Source organism: Frondihabitans sucicola (genome assembly GCF_030296615.1).
In the GTDB taxonomy this organism is placed as follows: Bacteria; Actinomycetota; Actinomycetes; order Actinomycetales; family Microbacteriaceae; genus Frondihabitans; species Frondihabitans sucicola.
This window is the reverse complement of the sequence record NZ_AP027732.1, coordinates 2023672-2050192: the sequence shown is the minus strand read 5'-3', so window position 1 is coordinate 2050192 and position 26521 is coordinate 2023672. Positions and strand designations below refer to the sequence as shown.

The window sequence follows — 26521 nt, the reverse complement described above, 5'->3', positions numbered from 1 at the left end:
AGAATCACACGGGGTCGCATGGTGGGTATAGCTCAGCTGGTAGAGCGCCTGGTTGTGGTCTAGGAGGCCGCGGGTTCAAGCCCCGTTACTCACCCTCGCAAATGCAAGAACTGTGCCTCGCCCCTTCGGGGGCGAGGCCTTTTTGCTCGTCGTGCCTGTTTTGTGTCCGAAGCGCGTGCGCCTCTGACGCGAAAATGCCGGGGCGGCGAGTCGACAGGACGGATCGTCGCGCGCGACTCAGGGCGCCTCCGGCGAGGCTGTGGGAGGGTGGGGCATGGACGGAGTCGATGCAGACGAGTTCGAGCGGCTCGTGATCGACGAGCTCGACCTCCTGCCGGACGAGATGGTCGACGGCCTCGAGAACGTGGCGTTCGTCACCGAGGACCGCCCCGAGGACGGCTCCCTCGACCTCCTCGGTCTCTACGACGGCGTCAACCTCACGGAGCGCGGTCAGTACGGCTTCGGCGAGCTCCCCGATCGGATCATCCTCTACCGGGAGCCGCACCTCGAAGCCTGCGACACCGTGGACGATCTCAGGGACGAGATCCACGTGACGCTCGTCCACGAGATCGGTCACTACTACGGCTTCGACGACGAGAAACTCCACGAGCTCGGCTGGGCCTGATCGAGCACCACGTCGGCCAGCGATCGCGGATCGGCGGCTGCGAGGTGGGCCGCTTCCTGCCGGGCCCACATCGACCACCAGGGCGCGTAGGCCACGGCGTCGGAGCGGCCGGCGACGCGGGCGCGACGCGTCGCCTCGTCGAGTTCCACCCAGACCCGGAGCGTGGCCTGCGCCGCCGAAGCGGGCGTCAGCGATCCTGCGCCCTCGATGACGAGAGGCCGATGAGGGTCGAGACGCCGCCACGCCGACGGTCGCGAGAGCTCCCAGTCCCAGCGATGGTAGCCCGGGTCGACGGGCCGCAGGATGGTCTCCACCACGATCTGCGATGCCGCCGCCAGCCCGCTCCAGCCCGGGTAGACGTCGTCGAGCCCGACCACCTGGGCCCCGTCGATCAGCGGAGCGAGGGCAGCCGCGAGCGTCGTCTTGCCCGAGCCGGAGCGACCGTCGATGATGACGACCGGTCGCTCGGCGGACGCGCGAGCGCGGAGGGCGAGTTCGACGAGCTGATCAGGCAAGGACGAACGACCAGGTTCCGGCGGCGATCGCCGTCGCGATCGACACGGCCGCGATCGCTGTGCCGAGTGCGACGAGGAAATACTCGGGCCGACCGAAAGTCGACGGGCGAGCCCACGTCCGCGGGGTGTCGGCGCCGAAGCCCTTGGCCTCCATCGCCGTGGCGAGTTTGCTGCCTCGGCGCACCGAGAGCACGAGCAGGGCGAATGCCATTCCCGCTGTGCGCTTCAGCGCGCCGATCGGGCCGCCCACGTCCGCGACGCCACGCGCGCGGCGCGCCAGGCCCAGCTGGCGCCAGTCGTCGACGAACAGGCCGACGAGCCGGATCCCGGCGAGACCGCCGAGTACGAATCGGGCCGGCAGGCGCAGGACCTGGCCGAGGCCGTCGGCGAGGTCGGTCGGGTCGGTGGTGGCGAACAGGACGATGCCGGGGATTCCCACCGCCAGGATGCGCAGCCCGATGGCGAAGGCCAGCGCCACCGACCCCTCCGTGACGGTGATGAACCCGGCTCGCCCGATCACGGCACCGGCGTCCTGACCATAGAGGGACGTCGCGATCACCGACACCGGCGCGGCGATCCAGAGGGGCAGTGTCCTGCGCCAGAAGGCCCGCCACGGCAGGCCGGCCCAGCCGAGCAGAACGGCCTCGAGCACGAGCGCGACGCCGGCGGACACCCAGTCGATCGAGAGCAGGAGACTCAGGCTCAGGATCACGGCCGCCAGCAGTTTCGCGACGGGGTTGACGCGGCCCACCGCGCGAGTCGTGGCGACCGGAACGAGCAGCGTCACGATCTGGCTCCCGCCGTGCCCGAGACGGCCGAGGCCGCTGTCTGCTGCAGCCGGGTCGCGGGATTCCGCGCCGCCCGCGAAGCCGAGAGGCGCCGGGCGGCCACGTGTGCCCGTGCTGTTCCCAGCTCGAGGACGTCGTCCGCGAGCACGTCGACGAAGTCGGCGTCGTGCGTCACCGCGACGACGGCGCTGCCGTCGTCGAGCAGCTCAGCGGCGAGCGCCACGAGCTCGCGCCAGGTGCGGGCGTCCTGCCCGAACGTGGGTTCGTCGAGCACCAGGATGCTCGGTCGGGCGACGAGCACTGTCGCCACGGAGAGACGCCGTTTCTCACCGCCGGAGAGAGTGAACGGGTTGGCTCCGGCGAGGTGGTCGAGGCGCAGCCTCTCCAGGAGCTCGTCGACGCGGTCCGCGGTCTCGCGGCTGCCGAGCCGAAGTGCTCGCGGGCCGACGGCGAGTTCGTCGCGGACGGTGCCCGCCAGGAACTGATGCTCCGGATCTTGGAAGACCGTCCCGATCCTGGTCAGCAGTTCGCGCGAGCGCCAGCGGATCGGCGATGACGCCGCGCCGTCCGCCAGGACCCTCGATGCCGTGAGCTCGCCCGAGACCTCGGGAAGGAGGCCGGCCAGCGTCAGCGCCAGGGTCGACTTGCCCGCGCCGTTCGGGCCGGTGACGGCGAGGGCCCGGCCCGCGACGATCCGCGCGCCGATGCCGTCAGCGACCGGCACGCCCCGACGGCGACCCACGCCGAGCTCGACCGCGTCGAGAAGGGCTCCGTCGCGAGCCGTGCGTCCGGCCCGGGCCGGCAGGACGGGTGCTCGCCCCGGAACCCAGACGCCTGCCTCCGACAGCGTGTCGGCCTGCTGGGCGAGCACGCGATCGGGACTCCCGTCGGCGAGGACGCCCCCGAGGCGGCGAGGACGATGACCCGGTCGACGAGCGGAAGCCAGACCGACACCCGATGCTCGACGACGACGAGGGTGGCGCCGGTCTCGTCGACGACACGCGCCACCGAGTCGCGCACCTCCTGGACTCCCGCCGGATCGAGATTGGCTGTCGGCTCGTCGAGGAGCAGCAGGCCGGGCCGCATGGCGAGGGCTCCCGCGAGTGCGAGCCGCTGCTTCTGCCCGCCGCTCAGTTCGGACGTCGAGGCGTCGAGGGGCAGCTGGAGGCCGACCGCTTCGAGCGACGATCCGACGCGATCCCAGATCTCGTCTCGTGGCACGCCGAGGTTCTCCGGGCCGAATGCCACGTCGTCCCCGACGCGCGCGAGGACCACCTGGGAGTCGGGGTCTTGGAGCACCAGGCCGACGCGCCCTCGCTGGTCGGCGGGGTGCCCGCCGTCGACCAGGAGTTCGCCGGTGTCGTCGCCCTCTTCGTCACCGCCGAGCACGCCGGCCAGGCCGGCCAGGAGGGTCGACTTGCCGGCGCCGGAGGCCCCGAGCAACAGGACGCGCTCGCCCGGGGCGATGTCGAGGTCGAGGTCGGAGACGGCCGGATGGAGACGGCCGGCGTGCCGCCACGACCAGCCCCGCGCCGTGACACGAGCCCCCGCTGCTGCAGGGCGGCCACGTCAGACTCGATTCTGGGTGGCGCGCCCCGACGCAAACCGGGACAGGGCGCCCGTGCCGGCCAGGCCGCGGACGGCCAGCCAGGAGAGCAGCCCGCCGATCACCGCACCCGAGACGATGGCGCTCACGATGTAGACGAGCTTGAACTCGACGGCGTAGCCCGCCTGACCGGAGAAGCTGGTGTCGAGGAGACCGGCCGCCAGCCCCGCGACGGCACCGGCGAGGAGGGCCACGCCGAGGTTGAACCGGCGGTAGAGGAAGATCGCGAAGACGATCTCTGCCCCGAGCCCCTCGAGGATGCCCCAGGGCAGCGACGAGAAGCCGAACTGGTTGCCCGCGAGCATCTCGACGACCGCGGCGAGGATCTCGGTGTAGAGCGCGGCGCCGGGCTTCCGGATCACGAGTCCGCCGAGCACGCCGGCGAACAGCCACCCTCCGGTCAGGAGACCCTCGAAGCCGGGCGTGAAGCTGAGCAGGCCGCTCAGGGGCGTCCAGGCGCCGTCCCAGAGCCAGAAGATGACTCCGGACGCGACACCGAGCACGGAGGCGACGACGATGTCGACGACGCGCCAGCGCCGCGGAGCGGGTCGGTCGCTGGTTCGCGATCGCGGCGACGTGGAGGTTCCGGAGTGGTCGACGGACGTGGACAAGATGATCTCCTCCCTGCGCTGGCATGACCCAGATCAGGTTCGACGGTCGAAGCGTGGTTCGCTTCCTCTCAGCCCGGCTCACCGGACTCCCGTGTGTTGTGCGTTGATTGTAGCCCGGACCCGGCGGGGCGGGCGCGACCCGAGTGACGTCGCGTGACGCGCCACTGGCTCACCGGGGTCACGCGTGTCAGGCTCTCCGGGTGAGTAAAGAACCAACGACCCCCGTTTCCGCCGCCGACTCCGTCGTTCAGGGCGCGCACCTGGTGGGCAGCGTCAACCAACCCGACGCCGAGGCCGTCTTCCGCATCGCCGCGAAGCACCTCGGCGACCACCTGTCGCGCATCCCCGACGGTGAGGTCGGCGAGCGCTACTACTGGATCCAGTTCCAGAGCTTCCGCTTCGACGAGACCCCGGGTCTGGTCCGCGTGGGCGACCCCGGCTTCAAGATCCGCGACACCTTCGACGTCCGCCCCTTCGCTCTCGACGGGACGGTCGCCGCAGAGGAGCTGGTCTATCCCGATCTCGGGTACGCCGACGCCGCCATCGAGTCGTACGCCACCTTCGCCAGGCTGGTCGAGGAGGGCGTCATCGGCCACGGCGTCCGGTTCCAGGTGTCGCTGCCGACCCCCGTCGCCGTGGTCGGCTCGTTCATCCAGCCGTCCGACGTCGCCACCGTGGAGCCGTCGTACGCGCGGGCGCTGTTCGCCGAGCTCGATCGCATCCTGGAGGCGATCCCGCACGCCGACCTCGCCATCCAGTGGGACACGGCCCTGGAGTTCGCGCTCCTCGAACCCGACAACGTGTTCGGCGCGCGGGCCTGGTTCGACGACGTGCTCGGCGGCATCGTCGACCGCGCCGTGCAGCAGGCCGCGGCGGTCCCGACCGATGTCCAGGTGGGCTTCCACCTCTGCTACGGCGACGTCGAGGAGGCGCACTTCGTGCAGCCGAAGGACACCGGCAACCTCGCAGCCGTGCTCGACGGGATCGTGACGGGGTCACCGCGCGCCATCGACTTCGTGCACCTGCCGGTCCCGATCGAGCGCGACGACGACGCCTACTTCGCGCCGCTCGCCCGGATCGCGAGCAGGATCCCCGCGACGACCGAGATCTTCCTCGGCCTCATCCACCCGGAGGACGGCGTCGAGGGCGCCGAGCGCCGCATCCGCGCGGCGTCGACGGCTCTGCCGCACTTCGGCGTCGCAACCGAGTGCGGCTTCGGTCGCGGCCCCGCCGAGCGGACCGGCCCCCTCCTCGACCTGCACGGGGCCGTCTCGCAGTCCTGGTGACGCCTGGCCCCGTGTGGGCCGGATGAGCGGATCGTTGATTTCGCTGTGCTAAGCACGACGCATGAAGTTCCGGAGGTGGCCGCACGGTCTCGTCGCGCTCGTCGCCCTGTGCGTCGGCGTGCTCGTCCTCGTGTCCGTCGAGACCGGTTCCACCACGCGGGAGGCGGCGATCTCGTCGAGCCGTCCCCTGAGCGGGCTGGAGGTCCAACCGGCACGCGGTCCCGGCTACGACGTGGGCCCGGGAGCGCGGCACCGGCACGGCAGCCCGACTCCGAGGGGCAGTGCGACCGCGCCTCCGTCAGCACCGCCCGGCACCACGCCTTCGGGAGCGGGCACGTCGGGATCGACCTCGTCCGGGGACGCCGCGACCGGCTCGGAGGGCAGCGTGGCAGCCGGTGGCGGTGATCCTGCGACCCGCGACCTCACGGCGAACCCGTTCAACTTCCGGCTCGGCCTCATCAACGGCACGGTGGTGAAGCCCGACGCCCGCGACTGGGCGGCGCGGACGGTCGAGAAAGGGCCGCTGCTGGTGTTCCTGCCCGCCACCGGGCACGTGCCGAACGACTACCGCAAGTTCCTCACGGTCGCGGCCGAGTCGGGTTATCACGTTCTGGGCCTCGACTTCTGGAACCAGGGCAAGTCCGTCGCGAAGACCTGCGGCGTCGACGCCCGTTGCTACACGCAGGTGCAGCGCAACCGCTTCAACGGCACCCGCCCCTCGAGGTTCAGCAAGGTCGACGAGGCCAACTCGGTGCTGGCCCGTCTCCACGCGGCCCTCGACTACCTCGTCGTGCACGACCCCGACGGCGGCTGGAACCAGTACACGTCGAACGAGACGATCAACTGGCGCGACATCGTCGTCGCGGGGCACTCTCAGGGCGGCGGCGAGGCCGCCTACATCGCGCACCGCACGCGCGTCCTCGGGCAGCTGACGTTCGCCTCGCCGATCATCACCGACGACGACACCCGGGCGTCCTGGCTGCGCAAGAAGGGCCAGACCCCGACGAGCGTGATGTACGGATTCGACGACCTCCACGACGTCTACTACCCGCGCATCGTCACGTCCTGGCGAGAGTTGGGCATGGGTCGGCACGCCCTGATGGCCAGGGTCCCCGTTCCGACGTCCACGAACCAGCACACCCTGGTCACCACCGTCGACCTGGGTCGCCCGGGCCTTTCGCACCTGCGAACCATCACCGACCGGACGCCGATGACGAAAGACGGAAAACCGCTCTTCCGCCCGGTGTGGAAGTGGATGCTGAAGGCGGTCTACAAGAGCCCCTCGACTCCGCTCGAGGCGGCCGGCAAGGGCTGAGCCCGGTCGCCGCGACCAGCGCGGGTCGGCTCAGACCGGCGGTTCCGGGTCGTACTGGATGCCGCGCCGCACCTCGACGGCGCGCTCGCGCCCGGCGAGACGGTCGACGAGGTGGAGGGCCATGTCGATCCCGGCCGAGACGCCGGCGGACGTGATGACGTCGCCGTCGTCGACGAACCGGACGTCTCGTTCGATGACGACGGTCGGATCCTGCGCCGCCAGTTCGTCGAAGGCGCTCCAGTGCGTCGTGGCCGGGCGCCCGGCGAGGAGCCCGGCGGCGGCGTAGACGAGCGCCCCGGTGCACACGCTGGCCATGATGCTCGCGGTGTCGCGCTGGCGGCGCACCCACTCGAGACGAGTCGGGTCGTTCAGATGCGCGCGGGTGCCCTGCCCACCCGGGTAGACGACGACGTCGAGCTGGGGTGCGTCGGCCAGGGCGAGATCCGGCAGGATCCGGAGTCCCTTCGCGCAGGTGACGCGCGCGTCGGTCTCGGCCAGGGTCACGACCTCGTACCCGTCCTCGGGGTGGTGGAGGGTCCACCAGGCCAACACCTCCCACGGGCCGACGGCGTCGAGCTCTTCGACGCCGTCGAACAGGAGGATGCCGATGGTCTTGGATGTGGTCATGGTCGAAACGTTAGGGGGTCGGCCGCGCCCGTGGGAAGGTCAGGCGGGCAGATCGACACGCCCTTCGGCGCGAAGCCAGGCCAGACCGTCGAGAACCGCCTCGAGCGTCGTGAACCGCGGGGCGTAGCCGAGCACCCGGCGCGCCCTCTCGATCGAGACCGAGTGACTGCGCGACGCGTGCTGGAACGAGGCCTCCGCGCTGTCGGCGGGGATGAGCGTGCGCAGCTCGTCGAACGGGACGAAGCGCAGGTTCGGCTCCTGGCAGTAGTGCCGCGCGATGGCCGTCGCGAAACCGCGCAGCGTGATAGCCCGCTCCGACACCACGTGGAAGCTGTTCCCCGCGGCTTCCGCCTGCCGGGCGATGGCCCGCTCGAACGCCTGAGCGACGTCGTCGGCGTGCACGTGGTGGACCGTCTCGAGCCCGGAGTTCGGTAGCAGCACCTCGCCTCCGGTGGCCAGTGCCTCCCACACCGACAGGTCGAGGTTGCCCTGCGGATTGATCATGGGCCAGCCCGGGCCGGTGATGTGACCCGGGTGCAGGATCACGGAGCGCAGGCCGCCCGGGCGCCTCGCCTCGCGGAGCAGCAGCTCTTCGATCGCGGCTTTGCCGGTCCCGTACTCCCCGAAGGGGGTCCGAGCCACGTCCTCCGTGATCGGGACCTCGGCGCTCGGCCCGTGCACCCAGATCGTGCCGCAGTGCACGAGCAACTCGACGCGACCCCGCAGGGCCTCGACCAGCTGGCTCGCGGACTCGGGGGTGAAGCAGACCATGTCGACGACGACGTCGGCTCCGAGCCCGGCGACGGCCCCGGCGAAAGTGCCGGCGGCGTCTCCGGCCTCGCGGTCGAGGAAGACCCTTTCGACGCGGTTCCAGGCGGGATCCGAGTGATACGGCTCGCTCGCCCCACGCGTCACGGCGACGACCTCGTGGCCTGCTCTCACCAGGCGCGGGACGAGGTATCCGCCCACGTGTCCGGTGGCTCCGATGACGACGATCTTCACGGGCTTCTCCTTCGATGGGCGAACGGCACCCACGCTACGCCGGACACCCCCAGGCGTTCGCCCCTAGGCTGGGCGGAGTCTTGACGGAGGTTCGATGATCACCTGGCCCGGCAACCCGTATCCCCTCGGAGCCAACTACGACGGAAGCGGAACGAACTTCGCGATCTACAGCGAGGCGGCCGAGCTCGTGCAGTTGTGCCTGTTCGACGACGCCGGAGTCGAGACCCGCGTCGACCTGCTCGAGGTCGACGCCTACGTGTGGCACGGGTATCTCCCGAGCGTGCAGCCCGGACAGCGCTACGGGTACCGCGTGCACGGCGCCTACGACCCGGCGTCCGGCCGCCGCGCGAACCCGAACAAGCTGCTGCTCGATCCGTACGCGAAAGCCACCAGCGGCGAGATCGACTGGGACGAAGCGCTCTTCGCCTACAACTTCGGCGCGCCCGATTCGCGCAACGACAAAGACTCCGCGCCGCACATGATGATGAGCGTCGTCATCAACCCGTTCTTCGACTGGCAGGGCGACCGGCCGCCGAAGTACAGCTACGACGAGTCGATCATCTACGAAGCCCACGTCAAGGGTCTGACCGAGACGCACCCCGACATCCCCGAGGTTGAGCGCGGCACCTACGCGGGGGTGGCGCATCCGGCGATCATCGAGCACCTCAAGGGCCTCGGGGTGACCGCGATCGAGCTGATGCCGGTCCACCAGTTCGTGCAAGACAACACGCTGCTCGAGAAGGGCCTCCGCAACTACTGGGGCTACAACACGATCGGCTTCTTCGCGCCCCACCAGCAGTACGCCTCGGTCACCGACCACGGCCAGCAGGTGCAGGAGTTCAAGACGATGGTGCGTGTGCTGCACGAAGCCGGCATCGAGGTCATCATCGACGTGGTCTACAACCACACCGCCGAAGGGAACCACCTCGGCCCGACGCTGTCGTTCAAGGGCATCGACAACGCCGCCTACTACCGGCTCGTCGAAGACGACCAGCAGTACTACATGGACTACACCGGCACCGGCAACTCGCTGAACGTCCGCCACCCGCACTCGCTTCAGCTGCTCATGGACTCCCTGCGCTACTGGGTCACCGAGATGCACGTCGACGGCTTCCGCTTCGACCTCGCGGCCAGCCTCGCTCGCGAGTTCTACGAGGTCGACCGACTGTCGACCTTCTTCGAGCTCGTCCAGCAAGACCCGATCGTGTCCCAGGTGAAGCTCATCGCCGAGCCGTGGGACGTCGGCCCCGGTGGCTACCAGGTCGGCAACTTCCCGCCGCAGTGGACCGAGTGGAACGGCAAGTACCGCGACACGGTCCGCGACTTCTGGCGCGGCGAGCCCGCGACCATGGGCGAGTTCGCGTCGAGGATCACGGGGTCCGCCGACCTCTACGAACGCGACGGCCGCCGCCCGGTCGCCAGCATCAACTTCGTCACGGCGCACGACGGCTTCACGATGCGCGACCTCGTCAGCTACAACGAGAAGCGCAATCAGGCCAACGGCGAGAACGGCAACGACGGCGAGAGCCACAACCGCTCGTGGAACTCCGGCGCCGAAGGCCCGACCAAAGACAAGGCGATCACGGAGCTCCGCCGGCAGCGGGTGCGCAACTTCCTCGCGACGCTCCTCCTCAGCCAGGGCGTGCCGATGATCCTGCACGGCGACGAACTGGGTCGCACGCAGCGCGGCAACAACAACACGTACGCTCAAGACAACGAGATCAGCTGGATCGACTGGTCGACAGCCGACGCCGAGCTGATCGCGTTCACGACGGCCCTGATCGACCTTCGCCGCAAGCACCCGACCTTCCGGCGTCAGCGCTACTTCGACGGCCGCAACGTCCGCCGTGGCGAGGGCGACCCGCTGCCCGACATCGTCTGGCTCACGCCCGAGGGCGACGCCATGTCGCCAGAGGAGTGGGACTCGGGATTCGGCCGCTCGATCGGCATGTTCCTCAACGGCAACGGCATCCACGGGCGGGATGCTCGCGGCGGCCGGATCACGGACGTCAACTTCGTCCTCTACTTCAACGCCCACGACGACACGGTCACCTTCACCCTTCCGCCCGACGAGTACGCCGAGTGCTGGGAGGTCGTGATCGACTCCACCGACGCGCCGAAGCCCGCTGACGTGCTTCATGCCGGAGAGCTCCTCCCCGTGGCGGGCCGCTCGATGGTCGTCCTCCGCGCCGCGGCCGAAGAAGAATCATGACCGAGCGACACCATCCCCGCTCCACGTACCGCCTGCAGATCCGGCAGGCCTTCGATCTGAACGCCGCCGCCGACGTCGTGCAGTATCTGCGCGACCTCGGAGTCGACTGGGTCTACCTCTCCCCGTCCTCGAGGCGGAGGCGGGAAGCGACCACGGCTACGACGTCGTCGACCACTCCCGCGTGGATCCCGCGCGCGGCGGTGCGGTGGGCCTCCAGACCTTGGCCGACCGGGCGCACCTGTTCGGGCTCGGCGTCCTCATCGACATCGTGCCGAACCACATGGGCGTGGCGTCGCCGCACTCGAACGCCTGGTGGTGGGACCTTCTGCAGCACGGCCGCGACTCCCGGTTCGCCGAGGCCTTCGACGTCGACTGGGCGGCGGGCGGCGGCAAGATCAGGATCCCGGTGCTCGGCTCCGACGGCGACGGTCGGTTCGACGACCTGCGGATCGAGGGCTCCGAGCTGCGGTACTTCGACAACCGGTACCCGATCGCTCCGGGGACGCTGACGCCCGGGGACTCCGCCGTCGACGTCCACGCCCGACAGCACTACGAGCTCGTCCACTGGCAACGCGCCGACCACGAGTTGAACTACCGGCGCTTCTTCGCCGTGAACACCCTGGCCGGCCTCCGCGTCGAAGAGCCGTGGGTCTTCGACGAGTCGCACGCCGAGATCGGCCGCTGGTTCCGAGACGGAATCGCTGACGGACTGCGGGTGGACCACCCCGACGGGCTCGCCGATCCTGCCGGCTATCTCGATCGTCTGCACGTCCTGACCGGCGGGGCGCACGTCCTGGTCGAGAAGATCCTCGAAGGCGATGAAGAGCTCCCCCACGACTGGGCGGCCGACGGCACGACCGGCTACGACGCTCTCGGCGAGTTCGACCGCGTGCTGGTCGACCCCGACGGAGCCGAGGCGCTCGGTCTCCTCGACGCCCGTCTCCGCGGCAGCGCCGAGCTCCTCGACTGGCAACGCATGATCCACGGCACCAAGCGGGGGATCGCCGACGGGATCCTCGGCAGCGAGGTCCGTCGCCTGGCTCGGCTGCTCACTCCGTCCGGCGGCGAGCCGCGGGCCGAGACCGTCGACGCCCTGGCCGAACTCCTGACGGCGTTCCCCGTGTACCGCAGCTATCTGCCGCAGGGCGGTGAACAGCTCGCCCGGGCTGCCGCCGCGGCAGACGGAGCCCGCCCCGAACTGAGGGACGAGATCGCGACCGTCGTCGCGGCGCTCGGCGACCCGGAGAATCCTGCGGCTGTCCGATTCCAGCAGACCAGCGGGATGGTGATGGCGAAAGGGGTCGAAGACACGGCGTTCTATCGCTCCAGCAGACTCGTGTCGCTCAACGAGGTGGGTGCGGAGCCCAGTCAGTTCTCCCTCACCGCGGCCGAGTTCCACGCCCGGCAGCAGCGGCGCCTCGCGACGTTCCCGGACGCCATGACGACCCTGTCGACGCACGACACGAAGCGATCCTCCGACGTTCGAGCCCGCATCGCGGTCCTGTCCGAGGTGGCGGACGAGTGGGCCGCGGCCCTGGGTCGCCTCCGCGAGCTCGCGCCCCTGGGCGACGGACCGTTCGAGAACCTCCTCTGGCAGAGCATCGTCGGCGCGTGGCCGGCCTCCCGCGAGCGCCTGCACGCCTACGCCGAGAAAGCGTCCCGCGAGGCCGGCACCTCGACGACGTGGACCGAGCCCGACGAGGCCTTCGAGTCGAAGATGCACGCCCTCGTCGACGCCTGCTTCGACGACGACGCCGTGTCGAGCGAACTCGAGCGCATCGTCGACGTGGTGCGCGCGGCCGGATGGTCGAACTCGCTCTCGCTCGCGCTCCTGCAGCTCACCGGTCCGGGCGCTCCCGACGTCTACCAGGGCACCGACCTGTGGGATTACTCGCTGGTCGATCCCGACAATCGTCGCCCGGTCGATTTCGATCTGCGGCGCCTGTACCTGTCCGCGATCCAGGACGGCGCTGTTCCCGACGTCGACGAGACGGGCGCGGCCAAACTCCTCCTGACGAAACGCGCGCTCACGCTCCGCCGCGACCGGCCCGAGCTGTTCACCCGGTACGCGCCGCTGCCGGTGTTCGGCGAAGCGGCCGTCTCAGCCGTCGCCATCGACCGCGGAGGCGCGATCGCCATCGCGACGCGACTGCCGGTGGGGCTGGCCGAGTCCGGCGGCTGGCGGGGTACCGAACTCCACCTCAGCGACGGCGCACGCCTCGACGTGCTGACCGGGCGCCGGTTCGACGGCTCCCGACTGCGTCTGGCCGACCTGCTCGACACCTACCCGGTGGCACTGCTCGTGCCGGCCACCTCCGATCCCGACCACCTCTCCCCCGAAGGCGACTGATGGCCCTCTACGACGTCTGGGCTCCCCTCCCGGAGCGCGTCCGACTCGTTCTCGACGACGAGCGCCACGAGCTGACACGCGATCACGACGGCTGGTGGCGGGCACCCGAAGGGCTCGATCGCGGGCCAGGTCACCGGTACGGCTTCGTGCTCGACGACGACGCGACTCCCCTTCCCGACCCGCGGTCCCTGCGGCAGCCGGACGGCGTCCACGCGCTCAGCGAGACCTACGACCCGGCGGAGTTCGCCTGGACCGACGACGCCTGGCGCGGCCGCCCCTGGCCGGCGCCGTGATCTACGAGCTGCACATCGGAACGTTCACGCCGACCGGAACCCTCGACTCGGCCATCGAGCGTCTCGACCACCTGGTCGGCCTCGGCGTCGACTTCGTCGAGATCCTGCCGGTCAACGGGGTCAACGGCACGCACAACTGGGGCTACGACGGGGTCGACTGGTTCACGGTCACCGACAAGTACGGCGGGCCCCGGGCCTACCAGCGCTTCGTCGACGCCTGCCACGCGCGCGGCCTCGCCATCGTGCAGGACGTCGTCTACAACCACCTCGGACCATCGGGCAACTACCTGCCCCGGTTCGGGCCCTACCTCACCGACAAGCACGCCAGCACCTGGGGCACCGGGGTGAACCTCGACGACGCAGGATCGAGCGAGGTGCGGTCGTTCATTCTCGACAACGTCCTGCTCTGGCTCGACTCGTACCACGTGGACGCCCTCCGGCTCGACGCGGTGCACGCCCTGGTCGACGACTCTCCCGTGCACCTGCTCGAGGAGATGGCGATCCGAGCGGCTCGCCTCTCGGCCGCGGCCGGTCTGCCCAAGACGCTCATCGCCGAAAGCGACAAGAACGACACCTCCCTCGTCACCCCGCGAGAAGCAGCGTCGCACGGCGGAAGCGCCTTCGGAATCGACGGGCAGTGGAGCGACGACTTCCACCACTCGGTGCACGTCGCGCTGACCGGCGAGGTCAGCGGCTACTACGCCGACTTCGCCCACCTGGACGCCCTCGCGAAGGTGCTCACCCGCGGTTTCTTCCACGACGGCACCTGGTCGTCGTTCCGCGAGCGCTACCACGGCCGGCCCATCGACACGGCCCGGATGCCCGGCTGGCGGCTCGTGGTCGCCAACCAGAACCACGATCAGATCGGCAACCGCGCAGTCGGCGACCGACTGGCCGCCTCCCTCGACGACGGTCAGCTGGCCATCGCCGCGGCGCTCACGCTGACGGCGCCGTTCACCCCGATGCTCTTCATGGGTGAGGAGTGGGCCGCCTCGACCCCCTGGCAGTTCTTCACCTCGCATCCGGAGCCCGAACTCGGCGAGGCGACGGCCACCGGGCGCATCGCCGAGTTCGCCAAGATGGGCTGGGATCCTGCCGTCGTCCCCGACCCGCAAGACCCCGAGACCTTCACGCGGTCGAAGCTCGACTGGAGCGAGGTGACCGAGGGCCGCCACGCGGTGCTGCTCGACGCCTACCGCCGGCTGATCGCGCTTCGGCGGAGCGAGCCCGAGCTTCTCGATCCTGCGCTCTCGTCGGTGACGGTGAGCCACTCCGAGGAGGAACGCTGGCTCGTCCTGACCCGGGGAACCCTCCGCGTCGCGGTCAACTTCGCGGACGCGGCCCGGAGCCTCGATGTCTCGTCGGCGGAGGTGCTGTTCGCGAGCGACCCCTCGGTCACCGCGGGAGCGTCGCTCGAGCTGCCGCCGCACTCGGTCGCTGTCGTGCGCTGACCCGTCGTGCGCTGACCCGTCGTGCGCCGACGCGTCGCGCGCCGACCCGGGCGGGCTTCGACTAGCCCTCCTGGGGCCTCGTGTCGCCTGTCGGGGCCTTCGGCTCGCGCCACTGGAAGTACCGCGCGCGCTGCGCTGCGGCCACGGCGGCCAGGATGACGACGTAACCGACCACTCCGGTGGCGACCCAGGTGACCCCGGACCGTCCCGACGGCGCGCCCCTGACCTCGAGGACGACGAGCCAGGCGAGCCACAGGATCAGGATTCCGCAGGCGACCACCGCCTGGACCCGCCTGGACGGCGACGGCGACGGTTGCAGGCGGATTCGCGATCGCACCGCATAGTCCAGCAGCACGGCCGCCCAGAGGAAGACGAAGGTGAGGACCGGCATGTCCTGTCGCGCGATGCCGGCGACTGCGAGAGCCGTCAGGGAACAGCCGAGGAGAACGGCTTGAGCCACTCGGACGAGCACCAGGGTCCGCCGCCGGACCGGCCCGAACCCGCGCGGTTCCTGGTCCGGATTCTCGATGTACGACCGCGAGGCACCCTGCTGCCACACGGGTGGCCGGGGCTTCCTGCTCGTCATGCTCCGAGACTGACACGTTCGGCCTCCCTCGGGAAGGCCCCGCGCAGGAGGGAAGGGCGTCGCCCACCACTGGCGGGCGCCGGGGCAGGGGGTGCACACTGAGATGCCGTGTGGAGATCGACTGCATCCGGGGGAAAGAAGATCATGAGTCCGACCGCACTGAACGTGATCTGGTCGGTGGGCGCGCTCGTCGTCCTGGTCGCGGCGGGATTCGCGTATGCCCGCCTGCGACGCACCGTCCTGACACGGAGCTCGCGGCCCGCACCGGACGAGTCGCGCGACGACCTCGAGAACCAGCGCCGGGCGGCCTGCGACGCCGCGAGCGTCCAGAAGCAGATCCAGGACAACGAGTCGGCGGCGCGCGGGTCGACGAAGTTCATGCCGCCTTCCTGAGCGGGAGCGTGGGCGGGTCGTCGCGGCTCTCTGCGGGTCGGCGCCGACCCGCCGGCACCTGCGCGCACCCGCCTACTCCGGCCGGTCCTTACGCTAGTTGCGTGTCGCGGCGTAGGCGTCGACGTACTCCTGGTCGGTCATGCCGCGGATCGTGTGCATGATCTCGTCGGTGACGGCGCGGAGACGGCGGGCGTCGTAATCGCCCTCGACGGTCTCGAAGGTGAGCGGGCGGCCGAAGTGGATCGTGACCACCGATCGACGCGGCAGGCGCTTCCCCGGCCGAAGAGGTGATCCGTTCCGGCGAGCGCGATGGGGACGACGGGCACGCCGGAGGCCAGGACCAGCCGGGCGACGCCGGTGCGGCCGCGATGCATCTTGCCGTCCTTCGAGCGAGTGCCCTCGGGGTAGATGCCGATCAGGCCGTTCTCCGAGAGCACCTGGAGCCCGGTCTCGAGAGCGACCTTCGAGGCGGAGCCACCCGAGCGATCGAGGGGCAGCTGTCCGACCTGCGTGAGGAACCAGCCCATCAACCGGCCGAGCGCACCTGATTTCTCGTAGTACGTGCTCGCGACGAGGTAGGTCATGCGACGCTTCACGACGGCGGGAAGGAAGATCGAGTCGATGAAGGCCAGGTGATTGCTGGCCAGGATCACGGGGCCTCGGCGCGGCACGTTCTCCAGCCCCGTCACGCGAACGCGAAACCAGCCGAGGATGACGGGACGCACGATGAGCGCGCGAAGAAAGCGATACACGAGACCCAGAGTACGGCGCTCGCTCAGCCCTTCACCGACACGAGGTCGGCGAAGACGATGAGGTTGTCGTCGTAGTGGCCGATGGCCGGATTGAAGGTGCCCTGGCAGGTGATCAGTCGCAGCGCCGGCGTGGGGGTGGTCCCGTAGACGCTGCTGGTCGGGAAGTTGCTCTTCGGCGACTGGTCGGAGCCGGTCACCTGCCAGGTCTCGACGACGCCCGACTTCATCGTGACCGTGACCCGATCGCCGGCGGCCAGGCGGTTGAGGTGGAGGAAGACGCCGGGGCCGGTTGCGGAGTCGATGTGGCCCGCGATGATCGCCGGTCCGACGCCTCCGGGTACGACGCCCTTGGCGTACCAGCCGGCGCTCATGGCCGCGTCGGGCGGATCGAGCTCGCCCTGAGCGCCGATCGCGAGGTGCTCGAGCCCGCTGTCGACGTCGATCGCCGGGATCGCGATCCGCGTGGGGTAGTCCCCGCCGCCGGCGTGTACGAGAGCGATTCGGTGTCGGGATCCTGGATCGCCCCCGCTGCACCGGGGTGAGGCGTGGCCGTCGCCGTCGCGGTCGGCCCTGCCGCCGTCCCCGAGCTGCCGGAGCAGCCGGCCAGCCCGGCCACAGCGAGGGCGGCGACGGCCGTGACCGCGAGGGCGGCCCTGAAGCGGGAGACCATGTCACTGTCCTTTCGAAGGCGACGCCGAGGCGAGGGGCGAGCAGGATCCCAGGGCGCCCGTCTCGAGGTGCAGGGCGCCGAGGGCGTCCCAGGCGGACCCGTAGTACGTGGGAGTCGACCGTGCCAGGTCGTCGGCGATCCGGAGGTCGGAGGTGGCGCCCCCTGTTGTCCGGCAGCCGCCCGGGCTGCGGCTCGCGCGACGTAGCCGAGCGGGCTCTGGTCGGTGTTCATGGCAGTCCCGCCCAGGTCGAGCTGCATGGGCAGCGGGTTCTTGTCGGCGAGCGGTGCGGCGAGCTTCGCGGCGAGGGCCACGTCGCTCGCTGAACACGATTCGGCGTAGCGGACGGCCAGGCGCCCGGCGTCGTAGCCGTACTGCACGGTTCCGGCCGTGCCCGTCGCACTCGGGAGCGGCACCACCGAGCCGTCGGTCCTGACCTGCGCCCAGTCGCTCGGGAGAGCGGACGCCTGCAGGATCTTCTGGGTGACGGCCCGCGAGCCGGTCTCGAGCTCCTTCCAGCGGGAGTCCTTCGTCGTGCTCGCCATCAGGGCGAACGTGGCGGGAGCCGCGTACGACGGGTTGTACGACCACGGGCCGGGCCCGGACGCCCACGGCCCCGGGAGCAGGATCCTGCCGTCCGGGGTCTCCTCGGTCAGATGATCGAGGATGTGGCCTCCCAGCGTGGATCCGGCGGCCGTGTAGGCCGGATCGTCGAACGTCTTGCCGGCCAGGACGAGCGCCCGTGCCGTGTCGAGGTCGGCGTCGGACGCCGGCATGTCGTCGACGACCTTCCCCTTGTCCCAGCGCCAGGCGAGGAGGCCGTCGGGGCGCTCGAGGTTCGTCTTCGTCCACGACCAGATCTCGGCGAAGGTCTTCCGATCGCCGACGCCGGCCGCGACGAGCAGCCCGTAGGCCTGCCCTTCGCTGACGGTGTCGCCGCCCTGGTCTCGCCGGATGACGCGTCCCGCGTCGGCACCGTCGTGGTCGACGTAGTCGCTGAGGAAAGCCTTCCCGATCGTCGTGGCCGATCGCGGCGAAGTGGCTCCCGCGGTGGTCGTCGCCGAACTGGTCGAGGGCGTCTCCGCCGACGATCCGGACGGGAGGCCGCCGACCGCCAGGGTGGCGATGCCGGCCGTCACGAGGACGGCCAGCACCACCCCGGAGGCGACGAGGGCTCGTGTCCTGGCTGCCACGCGGCCCCTAGTGGTTCGCCTCGGCGAAGGTGCGGAATCCGCCGAAGAACGTCGGTGCTTCGTGAGTGGCCTCGTAGCCGCCGCCCGTCTGGACGCCGCCCTTGGGCGTGGTGGTCGTTGCGGCGCTGTCGACGGCCGGAACGATCGTGATGCCGCCCTTGGCGTTGTCGAGGACGAAGAGGGTGTTGATGCTGCCCGAGGCGAGGTTGACGCTGGCGGTCGCCGTGGCGGCCTTCTTCTTGCCGGTGAGGTCGAGGGTCCACTTGCCGGCCCCGACCGACGCGTAGCCGGAGGCGCTTCCGTAGGGGGCGTTCTGGGCGACCCAGGTGCCGGTGGAGGTGGCGACGCTGACCGACTTCGACACGGTGGCGGCCTGCACGAGTCGGATGCGCGCCGTATCGGCCGCGGGCTTCGTGAGGTCGTCCTCGAAGACGGTCGTCTTGAGATCGGCGTTCTTGCCGTAGGCGACGACGGTGATCGGTTTGCCCGAGGCGACGGTGATCGAGGCGCTGATCACGGGCTTCGACGTGGCCGACGCACCGGCCGACGTCATCGAGACCGAGTAGGTGCCGACGGGCAGCTGCTTGTAGGAGCTGACCTGCCCGTAGGTGACGTTGTCGAGTTCGTAGACGACCTGGCCGCCCTTGAGCGAGGTGAGGCGCACGTCGACGCTCTTGGTGTCGGGCGAGAGGTGACCGACGCGCACCCAGCCGGTGGCGGATCCTGCGGCGTTCGCGGCGGGTGCTTGGAAGAACGCGGCGCCGAGCGCCAGGATCGCGGCAGCGACGACGGCGAGCAGGATCGCGAGGCGCTTCGGGACGGGCCGGCGGGTGGTTCGGGTTTCGATGGCGGAAGCCATGGTGGTTCCTTTCCGTGCGGGCGGCACTTCTCAGTGGCGCCGGTTCGGGTGTTTCGGGTTCGGGTGTTTCGGGTGGGCGCAGCGGGGCGCGGTGGGCGTCAGCCCACCAGCCCGTTCCGCTCGATCGCCGGGAAGACGATCGTGGTGGTGCCGCCGGCCTGGGTGACCGTCGACGGGGCGTAGGTCGAGCCGACCGACTTCAGCCAGGTCGTGAGCTGGGCACCGGGTTCGCCGGCGCTCTTCGTGACGACCAGCTGACGGAAGGCCAGCCCGTTCTCTCCGGGGAGTGGTTTCAGATCCTTGACCGAGACGGGGCCGGTGGCAAGTAGTTGCCCGAGAACGACACTCGCCCGAGCGTTGAGCTGGCCGGCCGCGAGCTGCTTCTTGAGTGCCGCCGAGCCGGTGAGGTCGGGGTTCTGCGAAAGCTGGAGGCCCGCCGTGGTCAGCGCCGCCTTCTCCTTCGTCGCCGCGGTCTTGGCCGCGGCCTCTCCCTGCGGGTGGATCTGGCGGACGTCGACCATCTGGTTGGCCGAACCGAAGGTGGCGACCACGGTCGAGTTCTTCAGAGCGTCCTGGACCTGCTTGCTGCCCCCGGCGGAGGTCCGCACCGAGTCGGTCGTGACGATGTAGTCGCTGTCCTTCCAGCCGTTCGGCGACTGCGCCTCGACGGCGCCGTCCGTGTCGATCTTGTAGAACCAGATGACGTTGTCGCGGGCGAAACCGTCCTTCACGAGGTCGACCCACATGGAGTCGTCGACGAGCAGACGCGAGTCGTGCGGCACGTTGTCGTCCACCCACTGCTCGGCGCTGACCATCGGAGCGTCGAGGTCGGTCTGCAGGAAGCCTCGGAGCTGGACCGTCCAGAGCGGGACGATCGCGGCGACGGCGAGCGCCGAGACGACCAGCCACGCCGTGGCTCCGACCCGACTCAGCGACGTGGTCATCCGGCCGGCGCGACGGGCTCGGTACGCCTTCACGGCGGTGTCGCCGACACCGGCGATCAGAAGCGCGCCGAACGGGAGCAGCATGATGACGTAGGGCACCGGCACGTAGCTGTTCGGTCGGAACATGATGGCCACCGCGAACAGCACCAGCACGGCCAGCGGGCGCAGCCGCTTGAGGAACAGGGCGACGATCGCGGCGACGACGGTCATCACGATGAACACCTGGTCGAGGTTCCACCACTGATCGACGACCTTGAAGAACAGGCTCCGGCTGTCGAAGATCGAGCCGCTCGCGGTCCGCGTCCCGAGCTGGAAGGTGAGCCCGCTGATCAGGCTCGTGTGGCCCTTGCCGGGGACGAGTTCCCCGCGCACGGCGGCGAACACGACGTAGCTGAGACCGACGAGCGCCAGGATCGCCCCGGACGTCGCCAGGGTGTACCGGCGCGTCGACTTCTCCGAGTTGCGGATCATGACCCACGCGAGGAAGGGCAGGGCCAGGAGGAACGTCTCCTTGGAGAGCACCGCGATGCCGAAGGCGAACGAGGCCCCGATGAAACCTGCGAGCTGGTTCTTCCGACTCAGCGCGAGCAGGAAGGCGAGCAGGAGCCACGGCACCGCCACGTTGTCGAGGTAGACGGTGCGGTGGAACTGGACGGCCAGGGGCGAGATGCCGAACACGAGGGCTGCGACAGCGGCGGCCGGTCGGCTCAGGTCCATGCGCCGGGCCAGCAGCCAGACGAGCAGAACCGAGACGAGAGCGAAGAAGATCATCGCCTCACGCCCGGCCATGACGGCCTGGGCGTAGCGGCCGAACGCTCCGGTCAGGCCGGTGTAGCCGGCGATCTGGATCCAGCCGAGCGGCGGGTGGTCGTACCAGTAGGTGTAATGCGTGAGCTCGCCGAGGTTGCCGATGGACCAGGCCTGGGCCGTGTACGTTCCCTCGTCGTCGATGCGCTGCGGCGAACCGGTCATGTTGATGCGCTGCACGACGCCGACGATCGCCAGCACCGGCACGAGGAACATCAGGGTGGTGCCGTGCCGACGGAGCCACGAGCTGCGCTCCTGCCCGGCCGGCGGCTGGATGTCGGGCGTCTGCGGCGAACGCGGCGGGGTTTTCTCGACGGGACGTTCGATCGTCGCGGTCATCGCTCATCTCCGGATGCCATGAGGTAGGCGGGTTCGGGCTGACCTTGGCGGGCGGAGCCGATCGGGATGACGTTCGTGTCGGTGGAGAGAGGCGCCTCGGCGTCGCGGTGGGCTCCGGTGTGCTCCGTCTTCTCCCACGCGTTCTGGCCGCGCAGCTGGCGGTAGACGGCGCGCACGGCGCCCAGCGCGAGGAAGATCTGATACGGGATGAGCCCCCAGATCAGGCGGAAGTAGTCGAGGGCTCGCACCTTCGTCCCGTAGGTCCGGCCGAATTCGGCGAGGCCTGTGATCTCCACAGCGAGCAGCACCAGGGTCGGCGCGACGGGGATGAACGTGATGAGGGCGATGCCCGTCGGGACCTTGATCGTGAAGATCAGGATCACCGAGATCGGGATGAGCAGGCCGGTGATCGCCTGGATGAACGGCATCGTCAGCAGGTAGCGGGCGTAGAAGCGCTGCTTGACGGTCGGGAGCTGCTTCCACTCGCCCTTGCCGAGGACCTGCATGAAGCCCTGGTTCCAGCGGGTGCGCTGCTTGAGCAGCGACGTGAACGAGCCGGGGTCTCCTCGCGGGTGACGACCTCGGGGCTGTACGCGACGACGACGTTGGCCCCCGCGCTCGAGAGCCGGACGCCGAGCTCGCAGTCTTCGGCGAGGCATCCGGCGTCCCAGCCCTCCGACCAGTCGAGCCACCGCTTGGTTACGAACACGGTGTTGCCACCGAGCGGGATGAACTTGGACTTCGCGTGGAAGTGCAGGCGCGAGCGGAACCAGAAGTAGTACTCGAGCACGTTGCGGAGGCTCCACCACGACGACTGGAAGTTCATCAGCTGCACGCCGCCCTGGACCACGTCGGCGTTCGTCTCGGAGAACTTCGAGTCGACCAGCGTGAGCAGCCGGGGGTGCACCTCGTCCTCGGCGTCGAACACGCCGACGATCTCGCCCTTCGCCGTCTGGAGAGCCAGGTTGAGGGCCTTCGGCTTGTTCTTGGGAACCGAGTCGTCGACGACCACCCGGATCAGGTCGGGGTGCCGCGCGGCGGCGTCCCTGGCGACCTTCTCGGTGCCCGGGTCGTCGTGCCCGACGATCGCGATGATCTCGAAGTCGGGATGATCCTGCAGGGCGAGCCGGTCGAGGGTCTGGCCCATGACCTCCTCTTCGTGGCGGCCCGGCACGAGCAGGGTGAAGGTGTGCCGAGCGGCCAGGGGCGTGTCGCTGAACGACGTGCCCTTGAGGTTGTCCTTGGAGCGCCAGGCGTGGAGCATCCACCAGAGGGTCGACACCGCGACGGCGGTGAGCAGGATGGAGACGATGACGAGAGCGGAGTACCCCACCCATTCGGCGAGGGACCACGCCGGGAAGTGGAGGCCGAAGGCGGAACCGGCGTCTGTGGTGGAGACGCCCCGGTTCGGGACGAAGGTACCGTTCTGCGGTGCCTGCGGGGTGAGCAGTGGGGCGGGATCCCCAGCGGCAGCGAAGGACGTCGCTTGATTCGGGTCAGTCGAGGTCATGTGACTCGTTCGGGGGCCAGCGGGTGGGGGTTTGGGAGGGGGACAGCAATTTCTCCCAATTGCCAGGGTTCCGACACATGCTGTTCACATAGCGGGCCAGGCGGGGCCTCGGTAGCGTGAGGACATGGAATTCAGATACCTCGGCAATTCGGGCCTCAAGGTCTCGGAGCTCACCTACGGCAACTGGCTGACGCACGCGTCCCAGGTCGAGAACGACGCCGCCACCGCTTGTGTCCACGCCGCTCTCGACTCCGGCATCTCGACGTTCGACACCGCAGACGCGTACGCCAACACGGCCGCCGAGAAGGTGCTCGGCGATGCCCTTCGGGGCCAGCGGCGCGAGTCCCTCGAGATCTTCACGAAGGTCTACTGGCCGACCGGCCCCCGCGGACACAACGACGTGGGGCTGAGCCGCAAGCACATCCTCGCGTCGATCGACGGGTCGCTCAGCCGACTCGGAACGGACTACGTCGACCTCTACCAGGCGCACCGCTACGACAGCGAGACGCCCCTCGAAGAGACCATGCAGGCGTTCGCCGACGTGGTCCGCCAGGGCAAGGCCCTCTACATCGGCGTGTCCGAGTGGAACGCCGAGCAGCTGAAGGCCGGCCACGACCTGGCCCAGAAGCTCGGGATCCAGCTCATCTCGAATCAGCCGCAGTACTCGATGCTGTGGCGGGTCATCGAGCAGGAGGTCGTCCCCGCCAGCCAGCAATACGGCATCTCGCAGATCGTCTGGTCCCCCATCGCCCAGGGCGTGCTGACCGGCAAGTACAAGGCGGGGCAGCCGGTGCCGGCCGGATCGAGGGCCACCGACGAGAAGGGCGGCGTCAACACGATCAAGCGGTTCCTTCGCGACGAGATCCTGACCGGTGTCGCGGACCTGGAGCCGGTCGCCGCCGATCTCGGTCTCTCGATGGCGCAGCTCGCGGTCGCGTGGGTGCTGCAGAACAAGAACGTCGCGTCGGCCATCATCGGTGCCTCACGCCCCGCGCAGGTGTACGACAACGTCAAGGCGGCCGGGGTGACGCTGCCCGCGGATGCGCTTGGGAGAGTCGACGCCGCCATCGGTCACCTGGCCGAACGGGATCCTGCGAAGACGGTCTCTCCGGAGTCACGTCCCGCCTGAGCGAGCGCCGTCCGTTAACGCCGTATTACTTTACGCGTGTCCGGGAATACCCCGCGAGTAGATACGATTGCATCTATCCGTAGGTCGATGTCATGTCATCGATCTGACACCGACCATCACCGAACTTTGGGAGAACAACCATGGCCATCACCACCGAAACCATTCCGGGCTACGTCGCGGGCACCTGGGGCATCGACCCCGTGCACTCCGAGGTCACCTTCTCGGTTCGCCACCTCGCCATCAGCAAGGTCAAGGGCTCGTTCAGCTCCTTCGACGTCACCCTCGTGACCGGCGACTCGATCGTCGACTCGACCGTCGAGGCCACCATCGACATCGCGTCGATCTCGACCGGCAACGCCGACCGCGACGGCCACCTGCACTCCGACGACTTCTTCAACACCGAGGCGCACCCCAAGGCCGTCTTCAGGTCGACCTCCATCACCGAGAAGGGCGACGACCTCGTCATCGACGGCGAGCTGACCCTCAAGGGCGTCACCAAGCCCGTCCAGTTGAAGGCGGAGTTCGGCGGCATCGTCACCGACGGCTACGGCCAGACCAAGGCCGGTTTCTCGGCCAAGGGCAAGATCGACCGCACCGAGTACGGCGTGTCGTTCAACGCGCCCCTCGACAACGGCGGCTTCACGCTCGGCAACGAGATCACGCTCGACTTCGAGATCCAGCTCGTCCTCGCCAAGTAGCACCCGCTCCTCGAAGGGCCCGCGCCGTCTCTGGCGCGGGCCCTTCGTGCGTCCCGCCGCGGACGGGCGCTTTTACGCAGAACGGGCGAACTAGTTCGCCTGTTCTGCGTAAAGCGCCCGTTCGCCGGGGGCTCAGGCGAGGCGACGACGCAGGATCGCGCGCTCCCCCAGGGTCCAGGCGGCGCTCGTCACGAGATAGAGCGCCGCCGCGAACGGTGCGAGCGCGGCGAACACGACGGTCACGAACGGCAGCACCCGGGCCAGTGCGGCGGCTCCGGGAACCGGGGTCGCAGGCTGCGGCGCGAAGCGCAGGTTGGCGCGGCGGGTCAGTTCGACGACGCCGGCGAGGAGCAGCAGGATCACGACGAACGCAGCGACATGAGGAAGCCCGGCCACGAGGTTCGCCCCGAGCGCAGCCCCGAAGACGGTGTGGGCGAGCAGCGCGTTGGCGTGCCCGGCGATCGTCGCGTGCGAGAACAGGGCGTAGACGCCGGCGAGGACGGGCACCTGAAGCAGCGTCGGACCGATGCCCGCGACGGGCGACACCCTCTCGGACGTGTAGAGCCGACCGAGCGCCCTCGTCAGGGCTTCGCGATCGGATCGGTGACGCGTGCGGAGCGCTTCGACGCGCGGCGCGATCCTGCGCCGTTGGATCTCGGCTCGCACCTGCGAGATGGCGACCGGCAGGAGCACCAGGCGCACCGCCGCTGTGAGCGTGACGATGGCCAGCGCCGCGGCGGACGCACCGGCCCACGGCTCGAGCGTCGTGATGAGGGCCATCACGAGGTGGTAGAGCCCGTCGAGGGCAGCGGCGACGGGAGGAAGGTCGAAGGGATTCATGGCAGAGCTCTTTCAGGTCGAGGGAGGGGACGCGTGCGGCCCCGCTCTCGCCGAGAAGGTCTGCCGTCAGACGACGGTCGGTACGAGTGCGGGGAATCGAACCCGGTGGCCCGGTGCCCGAGAGCGCGTGTGACCGTCGGCGTCCGGGTCGCTCTGCGTGACCGCGACCGGCAGATCGGCGTCCTGGTCGGCCCGCCGGAGCGTGGCGGGACTCGCCGACCGTGCGGAAGCCGCGATCGCCCGGACGGCGAGCGCGAGCGCGCCGACCGCGACGACAACCGTGAGGCCGGCGGCTCCCGCGATGCCGAGCAGGATCGGGAGCGACGCGTTCCCGGGGGCGCTCGCGACGGGCTCGACGGCGAGCGCGATCACGCGCAGGAGACCGTCGAACAGGCTGCTCATGTCGTTCACCGTAGCCGACTCCCCGTTCGGAGCGCGTCACGCTGTCGGCGAACGGGCTCCGGGAACAACGCGTCACGCGCCAGGGTTGACCCAAGCCCGAGCACGTCCGAGAGGATCCCCCATGACCGACAACTGGATCGCCCTCCTGCGCACCGCGCACACCGAGTTCACGGCGCGCGTCGCGGCCGTCGTCGACTGGGAAGCGCCGACACCCGACACCGACTGGAACGTCCGCGACCTCGTGACGCACGTCACCGAAGACCTGCAGTGGGTGCCCGAGCTGCTCGCCGGACGCACGACGGCCGAGGCGAAGCTGGCCATGGCGCCCCTCGGTGACGATCTGCCCGCCGAGTGGAACCGCTACTCCGTCGCCGCTCTCGAGGCCTGGGAGTCGGCGGATCTCGACGCGCGTGTGCACCTGTCCTACGACACCGTGTCGGCCTCCGAGTATCTCGCCGAGCAGGTCGGCGACATCACCATCCACACGTGGGACCTCGCCCGCGCCACCGGCACCAGCGAGGAGCTCGACGAAGACCTGGTCGACGCCGTGTGGGCGGTCTTCGAACCGCAGGCCGGGCAGCTCGAGGCCAGCGGACTCTACGCACCGGCCGTCGCGGTGCCGAACGACGCCCCTCTGCGCATCCGTCTCCTGGCGCTGACGGGGCGCGACGCGGGCTGACACTCCGCTGCGACGTCCCGCCCGGCCGAACCGACAGGGGC

23 protein-coding genes, 1 tRNA gene, 3 pseudogenes and 1 riboswitch are annotated in these 26521 nt (G+C 69.8%); of the genes and pseudogenes, 11 read left to right on the top strand and 16 right to left on the bottom strand.

Annotation, left to right across the window (positions count from 1 at the left end; genetic code table 11):
* The first annotated feature begins 21 nt into the window (after positions 1-21).
* Both QUE79_RS10570 and QUE79_RS10565 read left to right on the top strand, forming a co-directional pair.
* Positions 22-94, top strand: a tRNA-His gene (locus QUE79_RS10570).
* A 180-nt stretch (positions 95-274) separates the two neighbouring features.
* A complete protein-coding gene (locus QUE79_RS10565; RefSeq protein WP_286346615.1) occupies positions 275-625 on the top strand; it encodes a metallopeptidase family protein in 351 nt (116 codons plus the stop codon).
* Here QUE79_RS10565 and QUE79_RS10560 read toward each other — a convergent pair.
* The 4 genes and pseudogenes from QUE79_RS10560 to QUE79_RS10545 form a co-directional block, all read right to left on the bottom strand.
* A complete protein-coding gene (locus tag QUE79_RS10560) occupies positions 580-1140 on the bottom strand; it encodes a nucleoside/nucleotide kinase family protein (RefSeq protein WP_286346614.1) in 561 nt (186 codons plus the stop codon). The two genes, QUE79_RS10565 and QUE79_RS10560, sit on opposite strands and share 46 nt — an antisense overlap.
* Positions 1133-1927 (bottom strand): energy-coupling factor transporter transmembrane component T family protein, encoded by a 795-nt coding sequence (locus tag QUE79_RS10555; RefSeq protein WP_286346613.1) that lies wholly within the window; start codon positions 1925-1927, stop codon positions 1133-1135. Before QUE79_RS10555 ends, QUE79_RS10560 begins: the two co-directional genes overlap by 8 nt.
* Positions 1924-3395, bottom strand: a pseudogene (locus QUE79_RS10550) (ABC transporter ATP-binding protein). The gene QUE79_RS10555 and the pseudogene QUE79_RS10550 overlap by 4 nt, the downstream one beginning before the upstream one ends.
* A 102-nt stretch (positions 3396-3497) precedes the next feature.
* Positions 3498-4145, bottom strand: coding sequence for an ECF transporter S component (locus tag QUE79_RS10545; RefSeq protein ID WP_286346612.1), 648 nt, complete (start codon positions 4143-4145; stop codon positions 3498-3500).
* Positions 4139-4247: riboswitch (TPP riboswitch) on the bottom strand. It overlaps the preceding gene by 7 nt.
* Before the next feature lie 98 nt (positions 4248-4345).
* Between QUE79_RS10545 and QUE79_RS10540 the strand changes: the two genes are divergently transcribed.
* Both QUE79_RS10540 and QUE79_RS10535 read left to right on the top strand, forming a co-directional pair.
* Positions 4346-5431 (top strand): uroporphyrinogen decarboxylase/cobalamine-independent methonine synthase family protein, encoded by a 1086-nt coding sequence (locus QUE79_RS10540; protein ID WP_286346611.1) that lies wholly within the window; start codon positions 4346-4348, stop codon positions 5429-5431.
* A gap of 61 nt (positions 5432-5492) precedes the next feature.
* Entirely contained in the window at positions 5493-6746 is a 1254-nt protein-coding gene (locus tag QUE79_RS10535) for a BPSS1187 family protein (RefSeq protein ID WP_286346610.1), read from the top strand.
* 30 nt (positions 6747-6776) lie between these two features.
* Here QUE79_RS10535 and QUE79_RS10530 read toward each other — a convergent pair whose 3' ends face one another.
* Together QUE79_RS10530 and QUE79_RS10525 are read right to left on the bottom strand one after the other, a co-directional pair.
* Positions 6777-7373 (bottom strand): DJ-1/PfpI family protein, encoded by a 597-nt coding sequence (locus QUE79_RS10530; RefSeq protein WP_286346609.1) that lies wholly within the window; start codon positions 7371-7373, stop codon positions 6777-6779.
* 39 nt (positions 7374-7412) lie between these two features.
* Positions 7413-8375 carry an NAD-dependent epimerase/dehydratase family protein gene (locus QUE79_RS10525; RefSeq protein ID WP_286346608.1) on the bottom strand — a complete coding sequence of 321 codons (963 nt, stop codon included), beginning with the start codon at positions 8373-8375 and terminating at the stop codon, positions 7413-7415.
* 94 nt (positions 8376-8469) lie between these two features.
* On the opposite strand from QUE79_RS10525, the gene glgX reads away from it, so the two are divergent.
* From glgX to treZ, 3 genes and pseudogenes are all read left to right on the top strand, one after another.
* Complete coding sequence (glgX, locus tag QUE79_RS10520; RefSeq protein ID WP_286346607.1) at positions 8470-10587, top strand: glycogen debranching protein GlgX; 2118 nt, start codon at positions 8470-8472, stop codon at positions 10585-10587.
* A pseudogene (gene treY, locus QUE79_RS10515) lies at positions 10584-12937 on the top strand (malto-oligosyltrehalose synthase). Before glgX ends, treY begins: the two are co-directional and overlap by 4 nt.
* Positions 12937-14681: pseudogene (treZ, locus tag QUE79_RS10510) on the top strand (malto-oligosyltrehalose trehalohydrolase). Before treY ends, treZ begins: the two co-directional pseudogenes overlap by 1 nt.
* Before the next feature lie 61 nt (positions 14682-14742).
* Here treZ and QUE79_RS10505 read toward each other — a convergent pair.
* Positions 14743-15267 (bottom strand): hypothetical protein, encoded by a 525-nt coding sequence (locus QUE79_RS10505; protein WP_286346606.1) that lies wholly within the window; start codon positions 15265-15267, stop codon positions 14743-14745.
* Between the two features lie 144 nt (positions 15268-15411).
* Between QUE79_RS10505 and QUE79_RS10500 the strand changes: the two genes are divergently transcribed.
* The gene (locus tag QUE79_RS10500; protein ID WP_286346605.1) at positions 15412-15660 is read left to right on the top strand and encodes a hypothetical protein; all 249 of its coding nucleotides are present in this window, start codon (positions 15412-15414) and stop codon (positions 15658-15660) included.
* A 137-nt stretch (positions 15661-15797) separates the two neighbouring features.
* Here QUE79_RS10500 and QUE79_RS10495 read toward each other — a convergent pair whose 3' ends face one another.
* The 7 genes from QUE79_RS10495 to QUE79_RS10465 all read right to left on the bottom strand — a co-directional run bounded on the left by QUE79_RS10495 (position 15798) and on the right by QUE79_RS10465 (position 22732).
* On the bottom strand, positions 15798-16412 hold the full coding sequence (locus QUE79_RS10495; protein ID WP_286346604.1) for a lysophospholipid acyltransferase family protein: 615 nt from the start codon (positions 16410-16412) through the stop codon (positions 15798-15800).
* A 23-nt stretch (positions 16413-16435) separates the two neighbouring features.
* The gene (locus QUE79_RS10490; RefSeq protein WP_286346690.1) at positions 16436-16822 is read right to left on the bottom strand and encodes a sortase domain-containing protein; all 387 of its coding nucleotides are present in this window, start codon (positions 16820-16822) and stop codon (positions 16436-16438) included.
* Positions 16780-18273 carry a family 8 glycosyl hydrolase gene (locus tag QUE79_RS10485; RefSeq protein WP_286346603.1) on the bottom strand — a complete coding sequence of 498 codons (1494 nt, stop codon included), beginning with the start codon at positions 18271-18273 and terminating at the stop codon, positions 16780-16782. The genes QUE79_RS10490 and QUE79_RS10485 overlap by 43 nt, the downstream gene beginning before the upstream one ends.
* 7 nt (positions 18274-18280) lie before the next feature.
* Complete coding sequence (locus QUE79_RS10480; protein WP_286346602.1) at positions 18281-19132, bottom strand: DUF4397 domain-containing protein; 852 nt, start codon at positions 19130-19132, stop codon at positions 18281-18283.
* A 98-nt stretch (positions 19133-19230) separates the two neighbouring features.
* The gene (locus QUE79_RS10475) at positions 19231-21222 is read right to left on the bottom strand and encodes an ArnT family glycosyltransferase (protein ID WP_286346601.1); all 1992 of its coding nucleotides are present in this window, start codon (positions 21220-21222) and stop codon (positions 19231-19233) included.
* Entirely contained in the window at positions 21219-21728 is a 510-nt protein-coding gene (locus tag QUE79_RS10470; RefSeq protein ID WP_286346600.1) for a hypothetical protein, read from the bottom strand. The genes QUE79_RS10475 and QUE79_RS10470 overlap by 4 nt, the downstream gene beginning before the upstream one ends.
* Complete coding sequence (locus tag QUE79_RS10465; RefSeq protein ID WP_286346599.1) at positions 21653-22732, bottom strand: glycosyltransferase family 2 protein; 1080 nt, start codon at positions 22730-22732, stop codon at positions 21653-21655. The genes QUE79_RS10470 and QUE79_RS10465 overlap by 76 nt, the downstream gene beginning before the upstream one ends.
* 124 nt (positions 22733-22856) lie before the next feature.
* On the opposite strand from QUE79_RS10465, the gene QUE79_RS10460 reads away from it, so the two are divergent.
* Positions 22857-23861, top strand: a complete 1005-nt coding sequence (locus tag QUE79_RS10460; RefSeq protein WP_286346598.1) for an aldo/keto reductase family protein — start codon at positions 22857-22859, stop codon at positions 23859-23861.
* Between the two features lie 140 nt (positions 23862-24001).
* Positions 24002-24559, top strand: a complete 558-nt coding sequence (locus tag QUE79_RS10455; protein ID WP_286346597.1) for a YceI family protein — start codon at positions 24002-24004, stop codon at positions 24557-24559.
* Between the two features lie 132 nt (positions 24560-24691).
* Here QUE79_RS10455 and QUE79_RS10450 read toward each other — a convergent pair whose 3' ends face one another.
* Complete coding sequence (locus QUE79_RS10450) at positions 24692-25399, bottom strand: YidC/Oxa1 family membrane protein insertase (protein ID WP_286346596.1); 708 nt, start codon at positions 25397-25399, stop codon at positions 24692-24694.
* 66 nt (positions 25400-25465) lie between these two features.
* On the bottom strand, positions 25466-25801 hold the full coding sequence (locus QUE79_RS10445; RefSeq protein ID WP_286346595.1) for a DUF6412 domain-containing protein: 336 nt from the start codon (positions 25799-25801) through the stop codon (positions 25466-25468).
* A 121-nt stretch (positions 25802-25922) separates the two neighbouring features.
* Between QUE79_RS10445 and QUE79_RS10440 the strand changes: the two genes are divergently transcribed.
* Positions 25923-26480, top strand: coding sequence for a TIGR03086 family metal-binding protein (locus QUE79_RS10440; RefSeq protein ID WP_286346594.1), 558 nt, complete (start codon positions 25923-25925; stop codon positions 26478-26480).
* The last annotated feature ends 41 nt before the right edge of the window (positions 26481-26521 follow it).